Source organism: Nitratireductor sp. L15S-10, assembly GCF_045011005.1.
In the GTDB taxonomy this organism is placed as follows: Bacteria; Pseudomonadota; Alphaproteobacteria; order Rhizobiales; family Rhizobiaceae; genus Nitratireductor.
Genome location: NZ_CP120674.1, coordinates 3310780 through 3331589 on the forward strand (window position 1 = coordinate 3310780; position 20810 = coordinate 3331589).

The window sequence follows — 20810 nt, forward strand, 5'->3', positions numbered from 1 at the left end:
TTTTATTAATAAGGTGTTAACGTCGTTGTCGGGATGCCGCGTTCTGCGGTTGAGGATGGCAGCCCGATGCTGTTTGAACCGTTGCGATTGCCGTGCCCTGCGAATCTCCGGCCGGCCCGCGTGAAGAAAATTGTCTGGCTCGTTTGAATGGCGTCTGTCTCATATTCCTTTGTTGATATTGCGGTTTTGGATCAGGTGCGTGAACGCTTTGCCGCTGGCGATGCCCTGCTCATCCTCACCACCACACTCGACACGGTAATCTGGGCGAACGGCCCCGGGGCAGCGCTGATCGGCCATCGCAACATCGATGAAGCCATCGGCGCCGAAAGCGGCCTGGCCACGACAATCCGGCGCCAGATCTCCGCAACACCGGGCTTTCCGAGAATTTCCGGGGAACGCGCCGTCGCTACCCGCCTTGGGCGCGGTGTCAGATCTCCGATCGTTAATCTGAGCGCGTCCACGATCGTGTTGCCCGGCGGCGAGGCGGCCATATTGCTCGCGTGCAAGGCAAGCTCGACCCGCATGCGCGACGACAGTTTCCGCGCGGCAGCCGCGGTGCAGGGCTTCGACGCGGCCGACCAGTTTGCCGCTCTCGTCGATGAACATGGTTTCATCGCGGCCGCTTCCAACAATTTTGAGGCGCTTGGCATTGAACGCGAGACGCTGCGTGCGCTCGTCGCGGAAGTGCGCGATGAGAAAGACCGGCTGGTCAAGCGAATGGTGGAAGGTGGCGCGCGCCGCCGCCCCGCCGCCTTCGCCAAGCTCACTGATGAACCAGCCTGGCATCTGCTCGTGGTCGTCGATGAGCAGAACGCCCCCCTACAACAGGACGAGCCTTCGGCTCCGGAACCGGTTTTCTCTGGCGAAGACGCACCGTCCACCCAGCCGGATGTTACCCATGCCGGATATTCATCGACGAACGGTCCCGAGCCCTTGTCGCAGGTGAGGGAGTTCGGTCTCACGCCGACCACGCCTCCAATGTCGCCGCCCCCAAAGGCTGACGGCCAAGACATCGACGACGGCCCAGAGACGGAAGAGACGCCGGCCAATGTAGAAAACGTTGCCGTCGCCCCTGTCGAAGACGAGGCGGAAGCTTCAGCTGCGGCAGCGCCTGTCGAGCGGCCCAGGGGCACGGTCCGCTTTGCCTGGCGCACGGACGCGGAAGGCCGTTTCACCGCCTTGTCCGATGCTTTCGCCGAGGCTGTCGGCCCGGCGGCAGCCGATGTCATGGGCCGCCGGTTCCGCGAAGTGTCCAATGCGTTCGGGCTTGACCCCGAAGGGCGAATTTCGGCGCTGCTGGAACGTCGCGACACCTGGTCGGGGCGAACTGTGATGTGGCCTGTTGAAGGCACCGACCTCAAGGTTCCCGTCGATCTGGCCGCCCTTCCCATTTATGGTCGTGGCCGCATTTTCGAAGGCTTTCACGGGTTCGGTCTGGCGCGTATGAACGACGCGGTGACAGACCCTGAGGGGATTGGTCTCGTACTCGCACCCGGCGCGCCCCTGCCCTCGCGCGATGAGGCAGAATTTACTGCGACGGAGCCTGCCACGCCGGAAGAGAGCCAGGAGCCAGTGCCGCACGAAGACGAAGAGCCGGCAAGCGCCCTGGCGCAACCCGTCAGTTCCGACGTGGAAGCCGAGGTTCCTACAACAATCCAGCCCGCGCAGGAAACGGACGTAGCGCCACCCGAGCAGGTGAAGATCATCCGCCTTGCCGAACACCGCACTCCATCGGTTTCGGAAGGCGGATTGTCCCCAACGGAAACCACGGCCTTCCGGGAGATCGGTGCGCGTTTGCGCCAGGAAAGTCTTGCAGAAGGGAATGTCGAGAAGCGTGACACGCCTGCAGACGAAGCTTCCCCGGAGGGGATTGAACCGGTGTCGGAAAGCGCCCCGGTCGAGACGGCCGCTGCTTCCGACACTGGAAGCGCGGTAGACACCGCACCAGATCAACAAGAGCCTGTGGCAGCGGCGACAGATGATATAGCCGATCTGGAGACCGCGGAAGCCGACAATCCACCTCCCGCTCCGACGGCATCGCCGGCAATCCTGCCCTCTGCATTTTACACGATGCCGGCAGACAGTGACGAGAACAGCCCCGGGTTGCTGGCCGGGCTGCCGTTGCCGATCCTCATTCATGCGGGAGACAGGCTCCATTACGCCAACAAGGCGTTTTTCGACCTGACCGGTTATCCGGATCTGAATGCGCTTGAGGAAAGCGGTGGCCTCGACGCGCTTTTCCCGGAAAGCTACGAGGTTTCACAGTCCCCAACCGATGCCCAGGCGTTGATAATTCGGACCGCTCAAGGGGACGAGCACGATGTACATGCGCATCTGCAATCCGTTCCCTGGCGCGGTGGGAAGGCCCTCCTTCTCGCGATACAGCCAATCGAAAGCGAGATGAACGCTTCTGCCGCAACGGCAGAGACCAGCGCGGCTGATACCCAGGCTGAGGCGGTGAACGACGCCGAGCTCGAAGCGCAAACAGCCGAGCTACAGATGCATCTGGCCGAGATGCGGGCGATCGTCGACACGGCGACGGATGGCGTGGTTGTCATCGATAATGACGGCAATGTCCGCTCCACCAACCGGCCGGCGGAAGCCCTTTTCGGCTTTGACGCCCAGGACGTGACCGGTAAACCCTTTACCGCATTGTTTGCCATCGAGAGTCAGGGAGCTGTGCGCGCGCATCTTGAAAGCCTTTCTGACAACGGCGTTGCCAGTGTTCTCAACGATGGTCTGGAGGTGATCGGACGCGAGGCGCAGGGACGCTTCATCCCGCTCTTCATGACGATCGGGCGCCTGCCCCACAGCAGCGGGTTCTGCGCCGTGCTGCGCGATGTCACGCAGTGGAAACGCGCGGCGGAGGAGTTGACCCAGGCGCGCGCCGAGGCCGAACGCGCTTCCTCGCAAAAAACCGAATTTCTGGCGCGCGTCAGCCACGAGGTCCGCACACCGCTGAACGCCATCATCGGCTTTTCAGAGTTGATGCTCGATGAGAAATTCGGCCCGATCGGCAATGACCGCTACCGCGATTATCTGCAGGATATCAATCGTTCGGGCAATCATGTGCTCGACCTCGTCAACGATCTGCTCGACATTTCCAAGATCGAGGCCGGCGAGCAGGAAATGCACTATGAGGCCGTGTCCCTGAACGATGTGCTCGGCGAAACCGTGGCCATGATGCAGCCGCAAGCCAATCGCGAGCGTGTCATCATTCGTTCGAGCTTCGCCTCCAATCTGCCGGATGTGGTGGCCGATCCGCGCAGCGTTCGCCAGATCGCGCTCAATCTTCTGTCCAATGCGGTGCGCTATACGCCCGCCGGTGGACAAGTGATCATATCGACGGCTTACAGCTCGGACGGCTCGGTCCTCATTCGCGTGCGTGATACCGGCATTGGCATGAGCCCCGCAGAGGTCGAAGAGGCGCTGAAACCTTTCAAGCAAATCAACAGCTTGAAGCGCAAGCGCGGTGACGGCACCGGTCTCGGTCTGCCGCTGACCCGCGCAATGGTGGAAGCCAATCGTGCCGCCTTTGCCATCAATTCCGTGCCAGGTGAAGGAACGCTGGTTGAGGTTTCTTTCCCGCCGACGCGTGTTCTCGCCGACTGAACCTCCGGTCAGAAAAGATGACATTTGCAGTTTAGAATATTTCTAAACTAATGATATTGTTTGTATTTTTCTTGACGCACGATGTTTTTTCCGCGAGATGTCCCCGCATTGCGGAGCAATCGCTGCGCATTCCCTGGGACCTTTAATCCCACAGGTTTGGAGACACCAATGCTGACAAACAAACTGATCGCTGCCCGCGCCGGTCTTGCCGCGCTCGTTGCAGCAGGAACGCTTGCTACCACTCTGCCTGCGGCCCAGGCTGAGGGAACGGTGAACATCTATTCCTACCGCCAGCCCTTCCTCATCCAGCCGCTGCTGGACGCTTTCACCGAGAAGACCGGGATCGAGACCGAAGTCCTGTTTCTGGACAAGGGACTTGAAGATCGTATTGCGGCGGAAGGCTCCAACTCGCCGGCAGATGTCATCCTGACCGTCGATATCGGTCGCCTGATGAACGCCAAGGAAAAGGGCATCACGCAGCCCGTCGAGGACGAGACCGTCAATTCCGAAATTCCGTCCGAGTTCCGCGATCCGGAGGGGCACTGGTTCGGTGTCACCACGCGCGGCCGCGTTGTCTACGCCTCCAAGGAGCGCGTCGAGCAGGACACCATCACCTATGAAGAGCTTGCCGATCCCAAGTGGAAGGGCAAGATCTGCATGCGCAGCGGCCAGCACAATTACAACATCGCCCTGTTCGCCTCCATGATCGCCCATCACGGCGAGGAGAAGGCGGAGGAGTGGATGAAGGGTCTCAAGGCCAATCTCGCACGCAAGCCGAGCGGCAACGACCGGGCGCAGGCGCAGGCGATCTATGCCGGTGAATGCGATCTGGGCATCGGCAACACCTATTACGTCGGCCTCATGATCAACAATGAGAAAGAGCCGGAGCAGAAGGACTGGGCCGCTTCGATGAAGGTCCTCTTCCCAAATTCGGAAGATCGGGGCACCCACGTCAACATTTCCGGCATGGCCATGGCGAAGCATGCGCCGAATCGCGACAAAGCGCTGGAGCTGATGCGCTTCCTGGGCAGCGCCGAAGCGCAGTCGATCTATGCCGAGACCAACTATGAGTATCCGGTTCTTCCCGGTGCCACGGTTTCTGAAACCGTGCAGTCCTTCGGCAAGATCAAGCCGGACAGCCTGCCGCTCGCCGAGATCGCAAAGAACCGCAAGGCGGCTTCCGAGATGGTCGATCGCGTCGGTCTCGATGACGGTCCGGCCAGCTGATCCATCTTTAAGACGCAAAAGCCGGGTCCTTTGCGGGGCCCGGCTTTTTGCTTTTGCGGGTAAACCCGCCGCCATATCGCCTCTGTTGCCATGACCCTCCAGCCAGCGCCGACAGCTCCCCTTCGTGAACACCGCTTTCCCCGCGTTCGGGGAGAGAAGCACGGTGTCGCGCGGCTCGGCAGTCTCATGATCGCGCTGGCGGTCATGCTTCCTGTCGCCACGATCCTCTTCGTCGCGCTTTCCGGATCGGGAGAAGCCTGGCCTCACCTCCTGCGCTACGTCTTGCCACAATCGCTTGGCACGACACTCGTACTGCTTGGACTTGTCGCCATCGGCACGGCGGTTATCGGTGTCGGATCGGCCTGGCTGGTGGTCGGCTACGAGTTTCCGCTGCGCCGGCTTCTCTCATGGGCACTGGTGCTGCCGCTCGCGGTTCCCACCTATCTGGCTGCCTATGCCTTTGGCGAGTTCTTTCACTATGTCGGCCCCTTGCAGACAGCGCTCCGCGCCGTCTTCGGCTTCGAAAGCGCGCGCGACTACTGGTTTCCCGACATCCGCTCCACCTGGGGCGCGGCTCTTGTGGTGACGTCTGTCACCTTTCCCTATGTCTATCTCACCGCCCGCGTCGTCTTCCTCATGCAGGGACGAAACATTGCCGATGTGGCGCGCACGCTGGGCGCGCGGCCGGCGCGCGTCTTCTTCCGCATCCTGTTGCCTGTCGCCCGCCCGGCCATCGTCGCCGGCCTGGCGCTGGTCATGATGGAAACACTAAACGACATTGGCGCGGTGGAGTATCTCGGCGTTCGCACGCTCACGCTCTCTGTCTACGCCACCTGGCTCAATCGCGGGAGCCTCGAAGGGGCCGCCCAGATCGCTTCCGTGATGCTGGTAATCGTGTTTCTGCTTCTGACAGCCGAACAATGGGCGCGGCGCAAGCAACGTTTTCACAGCGCCCGCGGCACCCAGATGCATGCGCGCCCACCCCGTCTGCCGCTTCCCGGTTTCAAAGGCGGTCTCGCCACCGGCGCTCTCATCCTGCCCATCCTGTCGGGCTTCGGCGTGCCGCTTTTCGTTTTTGGCCGCTACGTCTCGAAGCGGCTCTACCAGTTTGCGGATCCACAGGTTCTGCAGGCGTTCCTGACCAGCGTTACGGTGGCCGGCATCACCGCGATCGCGACCGTCGTCATCGCGCTACTGCTTCTCAATGCCATGCGCCTCTCGCGCTCGCCGTACACGATGGCGCTGGTGCGGCTTGCTTCGATCGGATATGCCCTGCCCGGCACGATCCTCGGCCTTGGTCTGCTTCTCTCTCTCGCTGCTATCGACAATACGATCGACAACGCCGCACGCACCTATGGCGGCTTTTCCACCGGCCTTTTCCTGACCGGGACTGCGGCTTCCATTGTCATCGCCTGCACGATCCGTTTTCTGGCGCTGGCTGAAAGCGCGGTTCGCTCGGGGCTGGAAAAGCTACCACCCAATCTGGATCAGGCTGCGCGCAGCCTAGGCAAGACAGCAAACCAGAGCGCTCTGACCATTCTCCTGCCGCTTCTGAAACCTGCTATTCTGACGGCAGCCATCCTCGTCTTTGTGGACACGGTGAAAGAGCTTTCGGCGACCATTCTGCTGCGTCCCTTCGGCTTCCGTACGCTCGCAACGCATGTTTATGAAAATGCGTCTCGCGGCGTCGTGGAAGACGGCGCAGTCGCCGCGCTCCTCATCATCGCCACGGCCATTGTGCCGGTCATTCTTCTGTCGCGCCCACTCATGCGCGACCACAACACCTGACCCCCTATCAGGAAGCTGAATTGATCCATTGTTGCGCCCACATGGGCGGAGAGAAATCCGGGCAAAAAAAAGCGCCCGGGAAAGGGCGCCTGAAGGATCTTGAATGCTGTCAAAAACGGGGCTTGGCGAACATCTGCATGAACAGTCGGAACCTGTGTCCGGCTCGTCAAGTTAGCCGACACTATCGCGGGCAAACCCTTAACAGAACCTTACCGACTCGCAGAGAAATTTACCGAAATGTACCACTTGTGAAGTCTCGGTAAATTTCGGCGTTACCATTTGTTTACCATGTCAAGCCGGGTTCAGGCGCGTAGCTCGGGAATATCGCGGTAAAGATCGAGCGCTTCGGGGTTGGCGAGCGCTTCCCTGTTCTTCACAGAGCGTCCGTGAACGATGTCGCGCACGGCAAGCTCGGTTATTTTGCCGGATTTCGTGCGTGGGATGTCCGCCACTGCCACAATGCGTGCCGGCACGTGACGCGGGCTTGCCCCTGTTCTGATCTTGGTGCGGATCGTCTTTTCCAGCGCCTCGTCGAGCCTCACGCCTTCGGCCAGCCGCACGAAAAGGACAACGCGCACATCGTCTTCCCACTCCTGTCCGATGCAAATCGCCTCCAGGATTTCCGGCAACTGCTCGACCTGATTGTAGATCTCCGCCGTGCCGATGCGCACGCCGCCGGGGTTCAGCGTCGCGTCGGAACGGCCATGAATGACAATGCCGCCATGCTCCGTCCATTCGGCAAAGTCGCCGTGGCACCACACATTGTCGAAGCGGTCGAAATAGGCTGCATGGTATTTTTCGTCCTGCGGGTCGTTCCAGAATCCGATCGGCATGGCCGGAAAGGCGCGGGTACAGACGAGTTCGCCCTTGCCCATTTCAAGGGGTCGCCCTTCATCGTCCCAGACCTCGACAGCCATACCCAGCCCCGCCGCCTGAATTTCGCCGACCCAGACCGGCAAGGTGGGCACACCGAGCACAAAGCAGGAGACGATGTCTGTCCCGCCCGAGATCGAGGCGAGATGGATGTCTTTCTTGATACCTTCATAGACAAAGGCGAAGTTCTCCGGCGCGAGGGGCGAGCCGGTCGACGATATCGTCTCGACAGTCGAAAGATCATGGGTTTCCATTGGCTTCAAGCCGGCCTTGCGCACCGCATCGATGAACTTGGCAGACGTGCCGAAATAGGTCATGCGTTCGGCATCGGCATAATCGAAGAGCACATTACCGTCTGGATGGAACGGAGACCCGTCGTAAAGCAATAGAGTGGCCTCCGACGCCAGTCCGCTCATCAGCCAGTTCCACATCATCCAGCCGCAAGTGGTGAAATAGAACAAGCGGTCGCCGGGCTTGAGCCCGGCATGGAGACGGTGCTCCTTCAAATGCTGAAGAAGCGTACCGCCCGCCGAATGGATAATGCATTTCGGGACACCGGTCGTGCCGGATGAAAACAGGATGTAAAGCGGGTGCGAAAATGGGAGGCGCTCAAATGCAAGCTCACCATCCTCATAGCGCTCCACAGCCTTGCCGTAAGCCTCGGCCTTGCCGATCTTTGCAGCGGACTCTTCCGCATGACCCAGATAGTCGACGATCAATGCCAGCTTCACGCTCGGCAGTTTGTCGAGGACCGCAGCAATCTTGTCTGAAACATCAAAAGATTTACCGCCATACCAGTAGCCGTCGGGCGCGATGAAAATGGTTGGCTCGATCTGACCGAACCGGTCGAGAACACCCTGAATGCCGAAATCGGGCGAGCAGGACGACCACACGGCACCAAGCGACGTGGCAGCAAGCATCGCCGCGAGCGTTTCGGGCATGTTGGGCATCATCGCCGCCACGCGGTCGCCGGCTTTCAGACCCCGATCGCGAAAGAGCTGCTGGAGGCGCGACACCTGCGCGCGCAGAGCATCCCAGGAGAGCCGGCGCTCGACCCTGTCTTCGCCACGAAAGACCACCGCGTCATCACTGCCCGACCTGCGCAACAGATTCTCGGCATAGTTCAGCCGCGCATCCGGGAAAAATGAAGCTCCCGGCATTCGGTCTCCGTTTTCCAGAATGCGCGCGCCCTTGTCGCCAATAACACCGCAAAAATCCCAGACGAGAGACCAGAACGCTTCACGGTCCTCTATGGACCAGGCATGGAGCGCATCGTAGTCGGGCAGGTTACGGCCAGCCACCTTCTCCGCTTGTCTGGCGAAAGCCGAGACCGGCGCTTCGGTCTTCCGCCCCTGAGATGGTGTCCAAAGTGGCTCCGTTGCCCTCATTCTTTCCTCCTCGCTGCCCTCCAGGCGTTTGCTCTTCTTATGCATTTCCGCCCCGGAACGGCAATGGCCTGTTCGGAAACAATTCCCGTATCGTGCATCAAACCCGGCCAGGCGTTGCAGAAAGCGGTGCAATACCTTTCCACAACGCGACAAGTCCTTGAATTGCCATACGTCATGTTTAAACCCGTAAAGAGCTGTGAAGTCGGTTTGCCGGCATAGCTGTGTCGTGGCACTCCCGGCCACCAAGTTGACAGCGTTCAGTCTGGCCGCAAAGTCGCCGGGCGGAACGTCGAGGATGAGGTTCCATGCCCTCGTCGGCAATGAAGAAAAGCATTTGGGCTCTTTTGATCGCCGCCGTGGTCGCGGTGTTGGTGGTCGTTTGTCTGCCAATCCTGGCCTCCACGCAGATTGTGCGTGACAGCGTGGCCCAGCAGCTCAGTGCCTGGAGCGGATATCGCATTCGGCTGGACGACGCCCCTCAAATCCGTGTGTGGCCTTCCTTCAGCGCAGTGCTCAACGATGTCGTCCTGTCGGACTGGAACAACGATGGCGCGCCCGTCATGGAAGCCGAGCGTGTCGAGATCGACCTTTCCGCACTAGCAGCCCTGCGCGGCAAGGTCGTGTTCACCAAGATCCGGCTCGTGAGGCCCGTGCTGCGGCTTGACGATACGGATGGCGTCATGCGCGTTCCGACCATACCCAATTGGGGTAAGCTCGCACAGTCGGTGGAGATGGCCCGTGAACTGCTTGCCGCCAATCCCGCGACGCCTGACAAGAGTGCACTGCCGAACGACAGTTTTGCGATGGTTGAAGTCGAGGATGGTCGGGTTATCGCGCTCAACGGAGCCAACAAACCGCCCTTTCTGAGCGGCCTTACCGGGACCTTCAACTGGCCCGCCCTCAACCGCGCGGCCACCCTGTCTGCCAGAGGTATCTGGCATGGCGAAAGCCTCTCCATCGACGCCTCGACCGACGAGCCCCTCTTTTTGCTCGCAGGCGGCAAGACCGCTCTTTCGCTTTCGCTAAAAAGCGCGCCGCTGACGCTTTCCTTCAAGGGCGAAGCCGATCTGGTCGACAACGCCTTCGTCAACGGCACTCTGGAAAGCTCGGCTCCCTCTCTTCAGCGTGTGCTGGAATGGACGCTGCTCGAGGACTGGCCGGGCAGCACGATCAAGGCCGCGAAACTTCGCAGCACCATCATAGGCGATGCCAAGCGCATCAAGTTCGAAACCACCGAGTTCAGCCTGGGGGACAGCAACGCGACCGGTGTTTTCGATGTGGCGTTCAATGATCCGCGCCCGACCATTTCCGGTACGCTTGCCTTCAACGCACTTGATCTCGGCACGCTTTTGAAAACCCTTGCGCCCGAACCCGACGCACCGGCGCAGGCTGTTGCGGCTTCCTGGGCCCATGATCTCAATTTTGATCTTCGCCTGTCGGCTACGCAGGCATCCGCCGGATCCGTATCGATGAGCGATGTGGCCGCGACCGCGCAGGTTCGCGACGGACTGGTGAGCCTCGATATTTCCGACGCCACGGCTTTCGGAGGCATGCTTCAGCTCGGTGTCCGCCTCGACAATGTTGAGGGCCGAGATCATGCCGAGCTTCGCATTGCGGCCGAGAACATCGACGGCGGGCTGATGGGGGAGAAGCTTCATTTCACGGCGTTCATGCCGAAAGGCAAGGGTTCGTTCTCGGTTTTCCTCAAAGGACATGGCGAAACGCTCAATGAGGTTCTGGAGACATCCGACGGCTCCATATCGGCGAGCTTCGGTAAGGGCAGCATTGTCGGCCTCAATCTCGAGACCTTTCGGGAGCACAATGACAAGGGCAGCTTTTTCCCCTTGCAGGATATCGCCGATGGCGAACTAGCCATCGAGGGTGCGGATTTGAAGGCCACTCTGGCAGGTGGCATTGCGTGGATCGACACTGCGGAAGCGCGCCTGACCACCGGAGAAAAGATCACGCTTGGCGGGCTGGTTCCGTTTGCAGGCCGGGGCATTGCCCTTTCCGGAAGCATTATGCCGCGAGAAACTCCTTCCAGCGGGGAGACTGCCGCAGAAGAAGACACTCCGGATCAGGGACCGCGCGAAACCTTCTTCGTCGGCGGCTCCTGGAACGCACCCTTCATCGCACCGTTTCTGATCGAATAGCCGGCCTGCGCCTGGCTCAGCCAGCCACTCTTATGGCCGCCTGCTCGTCGCGGCGCCGCTGAACTTCCTGCCGCTTGGTGACAATCGAGGCGGCGATGACGCCCATCGCCACAATCCCGATCAAAATGGTACAGACCGCATTGATCTCCGGTGTAACGCCGAGCCGTACCTGGCTGTAAATCTTCATAGGCAGCGTCGTTGCACCAGGGCCGGATGTGAAGCTCGCAATCACAAGATCATCAAGTGACAAAGTGAAAGCCAGCATCCAGCCCGAAATCACCGCCGGCAGAATTACAGGCAGTGTGACCTGGAAAAACGCTTTCGCCGGCGTTGCACCAAGATCGAGCGCGGCCTCTTCCAAGGACTGATCAAAGCTCATCAGGCGGGATTGAACCACCACCGCAACAAAGCACATGGAAAAAGTGATATGCGCGATTGTGACCGTGAAAAACCCACGGTCGAAATTGATCGCCACGAACAGAAGCAGAAGCGACAGGCCGGTGATTACTTCCGGCATGACGAGCGGTGCAAACACCATGCCGGAGAAAAGAAGCCGCCCTCGAAACCGCGTATAGCGCGTCAGGGCAATGGCCGCCATCGTGCCGAGCACGGTTGCCACCGTGGCCGACAGGAAGGCGACCCGCGCCGTCACCCAGGCGGCGTCCATCAGGCCCCGATTTGAGAAAAGCTCCACATACCATTTCGTCGAGAAGCCAGCCCACACCGTGACGAGACGCGACTCGTTGAAGGAATAGATCACCAGAAGAAGGATCGGCAGGTACAGAAAGGCAAAGCCCAGCACCAGCGACACGATGTTGAAACGTCCCCAGCTTCCGGCCATGGCTAATTCCCCGCCTCGCGTGAGCGCGCCTGTGAGCGCTGGAAGAGCATGATCGGCACGATCAGGATCAAAAGCAGGATCACCGCGACGGCAGAGGATACCGGCCAGTCGCGATTGTTGAAGAACTCGGTCCAGAGTGTCTTGCCGATCATCAGGGTCCGCGATCCGCCGAGCAGATCGGGAATGACGAATTCGCCCACCGCCGGGATAAACACAAGCATGCAGCCGGCCACCACGCCGGGCAGCGACATGGGGAACGTCACTTTCCAGAACGCGGCCATGGGCGGGCAACCGAGGTCACGCGCTGCCTCGATCAGCGATCCGTCCATTTTTTCCAGCGTCGAATAGAGCGGCAGCACCATGAAGGGCAGATAGGAATAGACAATGCCGATATAGATGGCCGTCGTGGTGTTGAGTATGACGAGCGGCTCGTCGATCAGCCCCAGGAACATCAGGAACTGATTGAGAAGCCCCTCCGGTTTCAGGATGCCGATCCACGCATAAACGCGGATCAGGAAGCTGGTCCAGAAAGGCAGGATCACCAGCATGAGGAGCGTCGGCCTGATCGAGGCCGGTGCACGCGCCATGCCATAGGCGATGGGATAACCCACGGCCAGCGTGATCAGGGTCGAAACCGTGGCGATCCAGATGCTCGAAAGATAGGCATTCACATAAAGCGGATCATCGAACAGCCAAAGATAATTGCTGAACGAAAGCGCGCGGAGTTTCTCGAAAAACGCCGAAAATCCGGCGAAAAGGTCGAAAACCGGCTGATAAGGCGGCATGGCGAGTGCCGGTTCCGAAAGCGAAATCTTGAAGACGATCAGAAAGGGCGCAAGGAAGAAGACAAGCAGCCACAGATAGGGCAGCGCGATAACGAAACGGGCGGCGATTGCTGAGATGAAACGCGCCATCGTGAGCTACCGCGTCAGCACGACGCCGGCATCGGCCGGAAAGGAGATCCAGGCGCGGTCATGCCATGTCAGCACATCATCCACCGCACGACTTCGGTTGATGCTGCTTGCCTTTACGATACGGCCGTCATCCAGCTTGACGTGGTGAATGGTCATGTCGCCGAGATAGGCGATGTCCCAGACCTCTCCCTCAACCGCGTTGATCGCACCTTCCGGTCGGTTGCGGGAAATATCGATCTTCTCGGGCCGGACGGCGAACCACACATTCGCACCCTTCTCGGCGCCCGCGCCATTGAGCACCGAAAGCTCGAACCCCGATGCGTCGGCTATGCGCGCACTCTCGCTGTCGGATGCAGTGACGGTTCCCTCGAACATGTTGATGGAGCCGACGAAATCAGCAACGAAGCGCGAGTTCGGTGCCTCGTAGATCTCCGCTGGGGTGGCCACCTGAATGACCTTGCCCCTGTCCATCACGGCAATGCGGTCAGCCATCGTCATGGCCTCTTCCTGATCGTGGGTAACGACCATGAAGGTGAGGCCAAGATCATATTGCAGATCGACCAGTTCGAACTGCGTCTCCTCGCGCAGCTTCTTGTCGAGCGCCCCAAGGGGCTCGTCCAGAAGTAAGAGCTTGGGCCGTTTGGCGAGCGATCGGGCGAGCGCCACACGCTGACGCTGACCGCCCGATAGCTGATGCGGCTTGCGCTTGGCAAAGGACTCAAGCTTCACCAGTTTCAGCATGGCAGCAACCCGGTCGGCGATCTCGTCGGCCGGCATGCGATCCTGCTTCAGGCCAAAGGCGATGTTCTTTTCCACCGTCATATGCGGAAAAAGCGCATAGGACTGAAACATCATGTTGACCGGCCGCCTGTGCGGCGGAATGCCCGACAGATCCTGCCCGTCGAGAAAGATGCGGCCGGAGGTGGGCTGCTCGAAACCCGCCAGCATGCGCAGCAGCGTGGTCTTTCCGCAGCCCGAAGCGCCCAGGAGCGCGAAGAACTCGCGCTCGTAGATGCTGAGGGACAGGTCATCGACCGCCGTGAAATCGCCGAACGTCTTGGTGACACTCTCGAAGGAAATATACGGCTTCGCCTGGGGATCGGCCCAGGGTGCAAAGCTGCGACGTGTGCTGCCGAGCGACTTCATCGGCGTCCCCTGCCCTGAAACCGCCTACTGGCCGGTCACCACCTTGGTCCACATACGCGTCACCTGCCGCTGAGTGCGCATGTCATAGGGGAGCGGCGCCTGCAGCTTCTCCATGGTCGCCTCGTCGGGATAGACAGCCGGGTCGCCCACGACTTCTTCGTCCATCTCTGCCTGCGCGGCCTTGTTGCCATTGGCATAGACGACATAGTTCGACGCCTTGGCGATCACATCGGGACGCATGATGTAGTTGAGGAACTCGTGCGCCTCTTCCACGTTCTTTGCGTCGGCCGGAATGGCCATCTGGTCAAACCAGAGAAGAGCACCTTCCTTGGGGATCGCATAGCCCACGGTTACGCCCTGATCGGCTTCCGCCGCACGGTCGCGGGCCTGGAAAATGTCACCCGAATAGCCGAGCGCCAGGCAGATGTCGCCATTGGCGAGACCATTGATATATTCGGAGGAATGGAACTTGCGCACAAAGGGGCGAACCGAAAGAAGCAGTTCTTCCGCCTTCGCAAGGTCGTCCGAAGATGGCGCATTGGGGTCGAGGCCGAGATAGATGAGTGCCGAGCGCACCACCTCACTGGCTGAATCCAGCATATAGATGCCGCAATCCTTGAACTTCGCCGCCAGTTCCGGCGTGAACATCACATCCCAGGTATCGACCTTGGAGGTGCCGAGGATCTCTTCGGCCTTGCCGACATTGTAGCCGACGCCTGTCGTGCCCCACATATAGTTAATGGAATATTCGTTGCCCGGATCATAGACCGCCACGCGGTCGTTGATCATGTCCCACATGTTGGAAAGGTTAGGGAGCTTGTCCTTGTCGAGCTTCTGGAAAACGCCTGCGCTGATCTGCCGGCCGAGAAACTCGCCCGACGGCACGACGACGTCATAGCCCGAACCGCCCGCGAGCAGTTTGGTTTCCAGGATCTCGTTGGAATCGTAGACGTCATAGACAACCTTGATGCCCGTTTCCTCGGTAAAATCCTCGAGGATGGAATCATCGATATAGTCCGACCAGTTGTAGACATTGACGACACGATCCTGCGCATTCGCCGTCATCGAAACAGAGAGCGCGGCAAGGGAAACGCAGGAGGCTAGAAGGGTTTTACGCAGCATGGAAATTCTCCCCAAGGGACTGTTTTTGCCGGCACACAAATCGCCGCCGACACCCGCATGTTTTCATCAACCCTATTGTCGTTTCAGGGATGCGACAAGCGGCAAATTTCTGTTTGCGCTCAGAGATAAGTGGTGCGCTCCAGCGGTGTGATCTCACTCCAGAAGGCGACGATTTCAGCGCGTTTCAGATCGCGATAGACTTTCGCCAGAAGCGGACCGAGCGCCCGATCGATGAAGCGGCTTTTCAGAGCAAGCTGCAGCGCGTCATCCATGTCGTCGGGCAGTTCTCTCCCGATATCCGCCCTTTCGTCATAGGCGCTGCCTTCCACCGGCGGTGGCGGCTGCGCGCCCGCTTCGATCCCCTCAATCATGCCCTGGATAATCGCCGCCATGACAAGATACGGATTGGCATCCGCACCGGAAATTCTGTGCTCGACGCGTCTGTTTTCCTCGGTCGAAACTGGAATCCGCAAGGCCACCGAGCGGTTGTTTTCCGCCCAGACCGCATGGGTGGGTGCATAGGATCCCGGCGTGATGCGCCGGAACCCGTTCCAGGTATTGATGTAGAGAATGAGCGATTCGGGCATGCTGTCGATCAGACCGGCCACCGCCGACAGTAATCGTTCACGGCCCGTCTCGCCGGCAAACACATTCTGCCCGTCTGCATCGAGCATAGATGTATGCACATGCATGCCGTTGCCCGCATGATCGATGAAGGGTTTGGCCATGAAGGTGGCGGTCAGTCCGTGCTCGCGCGCGCAGCCCATCACGATGCGACGCAGAAGGATGACATCATCCGCCGCTCGCAAAGGGTCCGCCCGGTGCTTCAGATTGACCTCGAACTGGCCGGGTGCTGCCTCCTTGATGATCGTGTCGATCGGCAGGTTCTGAGCGTCGGCGGCGTCGCGTATCATGTCGAAGAGTGCTGCGTTTTCCGCCAGATCGTCGAGCCCGTACATGCGCAGCCGGTCTGGCCCCTCGCCAGCGCCAAGGGGGGTGGGCATGCCGGCGGGATCCTGCTTTTCCGGATCGAGCAGATAGAATTCCAGCTCAAACGCCGCGACCGGAAAGAACCCCTTCGCATTTGCTTCCGCCACCTTGTGCTTCAGCACCTGGCGTGAATCCGCCATGAAGGGCTCCCCCTCCGGCGTGAAGGTCTGGAGCAGAACCTGCGCTGTCTTGCGCCTGGCCCACGGGACGATCGCAAGCGACCCACGCGTTGCCCGGCAATAGCCGTCCTTGTCTCCGGTTTCGATGTGGAGCCCTGTTTCCTCCACCTCGCGCCCCCACACATCGAGGCCGTGCAGCGACATGGGAAAGTTCACCCCTTCCTGAAACGCCTTTTTGAGGCTGTCGCCGGGCGCCCATTTGCCGCGGATGATCCCGTTGGGATCGACAATCAGAAACTCAACCGCCTCCAGATCCGGATGCTCCTCGACAAAGGCGCGGTATTCGGCCTCATGATCGGCGGAGATGAAATCTCCACAGGCAGGGTCAACTTCTGTTGAAATTTCGTCGCGAGCTTCTGGCGAAACGGCAGGACTGGGCTTAACGTCTGTATCGATATTCGTTTCGGGGCGGTTCAAGACTGGCCTGTGTCATGGTTGCGGATGACAAAGCCTGCGCCGGAATTTCGAACCTTGTCAATGGCTGGAGCGGGCGGACCCGCGGCAGGTGTCAGGGCGGGAGCGAGCAGTGAGAGCAGCATGGTATGAGCGCAACGGCGCGGCGCGCGATGTTCTGGAACTAGGCGACATGCCCCTTCCCGCGCCCGGGCCCGGCGAGGTGCGTGTCCGGCTTGTTACCTCGGGCGTCAACCCGTCCGATGTAAAAGCGCGACGTGGCCGGCCTCTGAATGCCGAGCGCGTCATTCCGCACAGCGATGGTGCAGGCGATATCGACGCCGTCGGGCCTGGCGTGGATCACGGTCGCGTCGGCCAGCGTGTCTGGGTTTGGAACGGCCAGTGGCGACGCCCCTTCGGCACGGCTGCCGAGGCGATCGTGCTGCCGGAAGCGCAGGCGGTCCCTCTGCCCGCGAATGTCGACTACGCGACAGGCGCCTGTCTTGGCATACCCGCGCTGACAGCCATGCATGCCGTCAATCTCTTCGAGACCGTCAAGGCCAAGACAATTCTCGTCACCGGCGCCGGCTCTTCGGTGGGGCATTATGCCACCCAGGTCGCCAAAGCCCGCGGCGCGCGGGTTATCGCCACCGCCTCGCCCGGTCGTGCCGCCCACGCCCGCGCCGCGGGCGCGGATTTCGTGATCGACTACAAGGCCAAGGACGTGGCCGCCACGGTGAAAGGGCTTACCACAGGCAAGGGTGTGGACGGTCTCATTGATATGGACCTCTATTCCACCACCGCGATCATCTCGAATGGCGCGCTGGCGCCCCACGGCAAGATCGTCTGCTATGGTTCCAGCCTTGCCGGAGACATACCCGTCTCGTTTCCCACATTGCTGTGGAACAGCCTGACGCTGCAGGTCTTTGTGGTCTATGAACTGCTCGCGCGGGAGCGAGAGACCGCGATCGGCCAACTCACAGCCATGCTTGAGAAAAACGCGCTCAAACATTCGATCGGCGAGCGCTTCGCCCTGCGCGACATCGTCAAGGCGCATGAAGCCGTGGAACGCGGCGACGTTGTCGGCAATGTCGTGCTCGACATCGCCTGACCGCGTCACTGAAAATCGAAGGCGCTCAGACCCGTCACCATTTCGTCGAGCCCGAGCGGCCTTGTCACCGGCGGCTCGGCACGGGCAAGGCAGCCCGCCCGTTCGCACAGACGGCAGGCCGGCCCAACCGGCGTGAGCGCATGGGTCGGCGCGCTTCCCGCCTTGCCCGGCGCACCCGGCAGCGCATCGCCATAAACCACACTCTCACGAAATCCGAGATCGCACCCCAGCAGAAGCGCCGTCCGGCGCGGGCGTTCGGCAAAAGCGCCCTGCGGCCCCTCCAGCGTGCGTGCGACCGTCAGGAATTCGGCGCCATCGGGCATTTCCACCGCCTCGACCAGCACCTGCCCCGGCTGCGCGAATGCTGCATGAACGGCAAGTTTCGGGCACCCGCCGCCGAAGCGCGCCTGCGGAAAGCCCAGCGCGCCCGCCTTGCGAAAACGGTTGCCCGCATGGTCGACCTCAAGCATGAAGAAGGGTACGCCCGAAGCACCCGGCCGCGCGAGCGTCGTAAGCCGGTTGGCCGCCTGCTCGAATGACACGCCGAAGCGCGATTTCAACACATCCACGTCGTAGCGTGCGCGTTCCGCAGCCGACAGGAACGCGTGATACGGCATCATCAGTGCATGCGCGGCATAGCGACCGAGCTCGAAGCGCGCCAGACGCCTTGCTTCATTGCTTGACAGCTTTAACCCCTCGATCTCCGCGGCGATCGCGACCGACATACGCAGAAGGCATGCTTCCATGGCAATCTCGCGAAGCTGATCAGCCGGCGAAAGGCGTTCAGAGATGAAGAGCCGCTGCGAGTGCCGGTCGTAGCGCCGGCGCCAGTTCGGCATGGTCGCAACCGGCAGAAGCCGCACCACGATGCCGTGCTCCTGTTTCAGCCAGCGCCGGATCGCGCCGGAAAGATCGTCGGCCGGCGCGATCAACTTGTGAAAGCTCTCGGCCTCTTCTTCTATTGAGGCAAAATGGTTTGCGTGCCGCTCGAAGGTCTCGCGCACCTCGTCAATCGGCAGACGTGTCGCAGAGATTGCCGTGGTGCGTCCTTCGCGCGCCAGCATCTCTGAAAGATCCGACATGCGATCCGCCTGCTCGCGGTAGGCGCGGTAGAGTTTTACAAGCGCGGCCGCTGCATTGGGTGCAGCCTCGGATACATCCACCAGTTCCTGCTCGCCAGGCAGTTCGCCGGCCAGAAGCGGATCGGAGAACACCTCGCGCAGCGCGGCCAGCGACAGACCCGCCCCGCCCTGTAATTCATCGGGATCGACCTTGTAGACGGATGCGAGTTTCAAGATGAGCGAGACCGTGAGCGGCCGCTGGTTGCGCTCGATCAGGTTCAGATAAGACGGCGAGATGCCCAGACCTTCGGCCATGGCCGTCTGGGTCAACCCCTTTGCTGTGCGAATGCGCCTGATGCGCGGCCCGGCGAATATCTTCTGGTTGGCCATGATCGAATCCCGTTGTTCTCCGCGTCCCCGGCGACACGCGACCGTTCCGGCATGGACCCTCGTGTCAAGCCCGAGGGTCCATGCTGGAACGGACACCGCTTTACACGTCTTTACAAAACTTCTGCACAACCCCGTCCTTACATAATTTACAAATTTACACGCCCGCTTTGTCAAATTCCAGACATGCTGACACGAAAATTTCGGCAAAAATCCGGTTTTCTCTCCGCTTTCGCTGCGCCGCAATGTAAATCCTGTAACGAAATCGGAGCCCCAAGGCACCCTGCCAAGAAGCTCCGCCAGCGAAACAGATCCTGTACGGAGGCAATAATGACGGATTTTTACAACCTTGTTCCTGGCGCAGCGGAAGGCCGCTTCGACGGCATCGAGCGCCCCTACACGCCGCAGGATGTGCAGCGCCTGCGCGGCTCTGTCGCCATCCGTCACACGCTCGCCGAGGAAGGCGCGAAGCGTCTCTGGAAGCTCATCCACGAAGAGGACTTCGTCAACGCGCTGGGCGCGCTCTCAGGAAATCAGGCGATGCAAATGGTCCGCGCCGGCCTGAAGGCGATCTACCTCTCCGGCTGGCAGGTGGCAGCCGATGCCAACACCGCCTCGGCCATGTATCCGGACCAGTCGCTTTACCCCGCCAATGCGGGTCCGGAGCTTGCCAAGCGCATCAACCGCACACTTCAGCGCGCCGACCAGATCGAGACGGCGGAAGGCAAGGGCCTGTCGGTCGACACATGGTTCGCGCCGATCGTTGCCGATGCCGAAGCCGGCTTCGGCGGTCCGCTCAACGCCTTCGAACTGATGAAGGCCTATATCGAGGCAGGTGCGGCGGGCGTCCACTTCGAGGACCAGCTTGCCTCCGAAAAGAAGTGCGGCCATCTGGGCGGCAAGGTTCTGATCCCGACGGCCCAGCACATCCGCAATCTGGATGCCGCGCGGCTGGCAGCCGACGTCATGGGCGTGCCGAGCCTGGTCATCGCCCGCACCGATGCCGAGGCGGCAAAGCTTCTGACCTCCGACATCGACGAGCGCGACCAGCCTTTCGTCGATTACGAGGCCGGCCGCACGGTCGAAGGCTTCTATCGCGTGAAGAACGGGCTCGATGCCTGCATCGCCCGCGCCATCGCCTATGCGCCGCACACGGATCTGATCTGGTGCGAAACCTCGAAGCCGGATCTGGAGCAGGCGCGCAAATTTGCCGAGGGCGTGCACAGGGCCTATCCGGGCAAGCTGCTTGCCTACAATTGCTCGCCATCCTTCAACTGGAAGAAGAATCTGGACGACGCAACCATTGCAAGGTTCCAGCGTGAGCTGGGAGCCATGGGCTACAAGTTTCAGTTCATCACGCTGGCGGGCTTCCACCAGCTCAACTTCGGCATGTTCGAGCTGGCGCGCGGCTACAAGGAACGCCAGATGGCGGCCTACTCGGAGCTGCAGGAAGCAGAGTTCGCGGCGGAAGCCAATGGCTACACCGCCACCAAGCACCAGCGCGAAGTGGGCACCGGCTATTTCGATGCCGTGTCCATGGCCATCACCGGCGGCCAGTCTTCGACGACCGCCATGCAGGAATCCACCGAAACTGCCCAATTCCGCCCGGCGGCGGAATAACCCAA

General features: G+C 60.7%; 13 protein-coding genes. 6 read left to right on the forward strand and 7 right to left on the reverse strand.

Features of this window, described 5'->3' with window-relative positions:
* Positions 1-147: 147 nt before the first annotated feature.
* From P2W41_RS15905 to P2W41_RS15915, 3 genes are all read left to right on the forward strand, one after another.
* Positions 148-3612, forward strand: a complete 3465-nt coding sequence (locus P2W41_RS15905; protein WP_404933723.1) for a PAS domain S-box protein — start codon at positions 148-150, stop codon at positions 3610-3612.
* Positions 3613-3780: 168 nt separating this feature from the next.
* Positions 3781-4839: a Fe(3+) ABC transporter substrate-binding protein gene (locus P2W41_RS15910; RefSeq protein WP_404933724.1), complete on the forward strand. Its 1059-nt coding sequence runs from the start codon at positions 3781-3783 to the stop codon at positions 4837-4839.
* Between the two features lie 90 nt (positions 4840-4929).
* A complete protein-coding gene (locus P2W41_RS15915; RefSeq protein ID WP_292899217.1) occupies positions 4930-6627 on the forward strand; it encodes an iron ABC transporter permease in 1698 nt (565 codons plus the stop codon).
* A 302-nt stretch (positions 6628-6929) separates the two neighbouring features.
* Here the strand turns inward: P2W41_RS15915 and P2W41_RS15920 are convergent, their stop codons facing one another.
* Positions 6930-8888 (reverse strand): acetoacetate--CoA ligase, encoded by a 1959-nt coding sequence (locus P2W41_RS15920; RefSeq protein WP_404933725.1) that lies wholly within the window; start codon positions 8886-8888, stop codon positions 6930-6932.
* A gap of 305 nt (positions 8889-9193) precedes the next feature.
* On the opposite strand from P2W41_RS15920, the gene P2W41_RS15925 reads away from it, so the two are divergent.
* Positions 9194-11041, forward strand: a complete 1848-nt coding sequence (locus P2W41_RS15925) for an AsmA family protein (protein WP_404933726.1) — start codon at positions 9194-9196, stop codon at positions 11039-11041.
* Positions 11042-11057: 16 nt separating this feature from the next.
* On the opposite strand, the gene P2W41_RS15930 is transcribed toward P2W41_RS15925, so the two are convergent.
* The 5 genes from P2W41_RS15930 to P2W41_RS15950 all read right to left on the reverse strand — a co-directional run bounded on the left by P2W41_RS15930 (position 11058) and on the right by P2W41_RS15950 (position 16650).
* Positions 11058-11882 (reverse strand): ABC transporter permease, encoded by an 825-nt coding sequence (locus P2W41_RS15930; RefSeq protein ID WP_404933727.1) that lies wholly within the window; start codon positions 11880-11882, stop codon positions 11058-11060.
* A 2-nt stretch (positions 11883-11884) separates the two neighbouring features.
* The gene (locus tag P2W41_RS15935) at positions 11885-12796 is read right to left on the reverse strand and encodes an ABC transporter permease subunit (protein WP_404933728.1); all 912 of its coding nucleotides are present in this window, start codon (positions 12794-12796) and stop codon (positions 11885-11887) included.
* A gap of 6 nt (positions 12797-12802) precedes the next feature.
* On the reverse strand, positions 12803-13942 hold the full coding sequence (locus tag P2W41_RS15940) for an ABC transporter ATP-binding protein (RefSeq protein WP_404933729.1): 1140 nt from the start codon (positions 13940-13942) through the stop codon (positions 12803-12805).
* Positions 13943-13966: 24 nt separating this feature from the next.
* A complete protein-coding gene (locus P2W41_RS15945; protein WP_292899205.1) occupies positions 13967-15064 on the reverse strand; it encodes a polyamine ABC transporter substrate-binding protein in 1098 nt (365 codons plus the stop codon).
* Positions 15065-15183: 119 nt separating this feature from the next.
* Positions 15184-16650 carry a glutamine synthetase family protein gene (locus P2W41_RS15950; RefSeq protein WP_404933730.1) on the reverse strand — a complete coding sequence of 489 codons (1467 nt, stop codon included), beginning with the start codon at positions 16648-16650 and terminating at the stop codon, positions 15184-15186.
* A gap of 109 nt (positions 16651-16759) precedes the next feature.
* Between P2W41_RS15950 and P2W41_RS15955 the strand changes: the two genes are divergently transcribed.
* The gene (locus P2W41_RS15955; RefSeq protein WP_292899201.1) at positions 16760-17737 is read left to right on the forward strand and encodes an NADPH:quinone reductase; all 978 of its coding nucleotides are present in this window, start codon (positions 16760-16762) and stop codon (positions 17735-17737) included.
* 5 nt (positions 17738-17742) lie between these two features.
* Here the strand turns inward: P2W41_RS15955 and P2W41_RS15960 are convergent, their stop codons facing one another.
* On the reverse strand, positions 17743-19188 hold the full coding sequence (locus P2W41_RS15960) for a short-chain fatty acyl-CoA regulator family protein (protein ID WP_404933731.1): 1446 nt from the start codon (positions 19186-19188) through the stop codon (positions 17743-17745).
* A gap of 327 nt (positions 19189-19515) precedes the next feature.
* On the opposite strand from P2W41_RS15960, the gene aceA reads away from it, so the two are divergent.
* Entirely contained in the window at positions 19516-20805 is a 1290-nt protein-coding gene (gene aceA, locus P2W41_RS15965; RefSeq protein ID WP_292899198.1) for an isocitrate lyase, read from the forward strand.
* Positions 20806-20810 lie beyond the last annotated feature (5 nt).

Coding starts and splice junctions, on each gene's coding strand:
- P2W41_RS15930 (WP_404933727.1), bottom strand. CDS start 11,882: ATGGCCGGAAGCTGGGGACGTTTCAACATCGTGTCGCTGGTGCTGGGC.
- P2W41_RS15920 (WP_404933725.1), bottom strand. CDS start 8,888: ATGAGGGCAACGGAGCCACTTTGGACACCATCTCAGGGGCGGAAGACC.
- P2W41_RS15940 (WP_404933729.1), bottom strand. CDS start 13,942: ATGAAGTCGCTCGGCAGCACACGTCGCAGCTTTGCACCCTGGGCCGAT.
- P2W41_RS15935 (WP_404933728.1), bottom strand. CDS start 12,796: ATGGCGCGTTTCATCTCAGCAATCGCCGCCCGTTTCGTTATCGCGCTG.
- P2W41_RS15910 (WP_404933724.1), top strand. CDS start 3,781: ATGCTGACAAACAAACTGATCGCTGCCCGCGCCGGTCTTGCCGCGCTC.
- aceA (WP_292899198.1), top strand. CDS start 19,516: ATGACGGATTTTTACAACCTTGTTCCTGGCGCAGCGGAAGGCCGCTTC.
- P2W41_RS15925 (WP_404933726.1), top strand. CDS start 9,194: ATGCCCTCGTCGGCAATGAAGAAAAGCATTTGGGCTCTTTTGATCGCC.
- P2W41_RS15915 (WP_292899217.1), top strand. CDS start 4,930: ATGACCCTCCAGCCAGCGCCGACAGCTCCCCTTCGTGAACACCGCTTT.
- P2W41_RS15960 (WP_404933731.1), bottom strand. CDS start 19,188: ATGGCCAACCAGAAGATATTCGCCGGGCCGCGCATCAGGCGCATTCGC.
- P2W41_RS15945 (WP_292899205.1), bottom strand. CDS start 15,064: ATGCTGCGTAAAACCCTTCTAGCCTCCTGCGTTTCCCTTGCCGCGCTC.
- P2W41_RS15905 (WP_404933723.1), top strand. CDS start 148: ATGGCGTCTGTCTCATATTCCTTTGTTGATATTGCGGTTTTGGATCAG.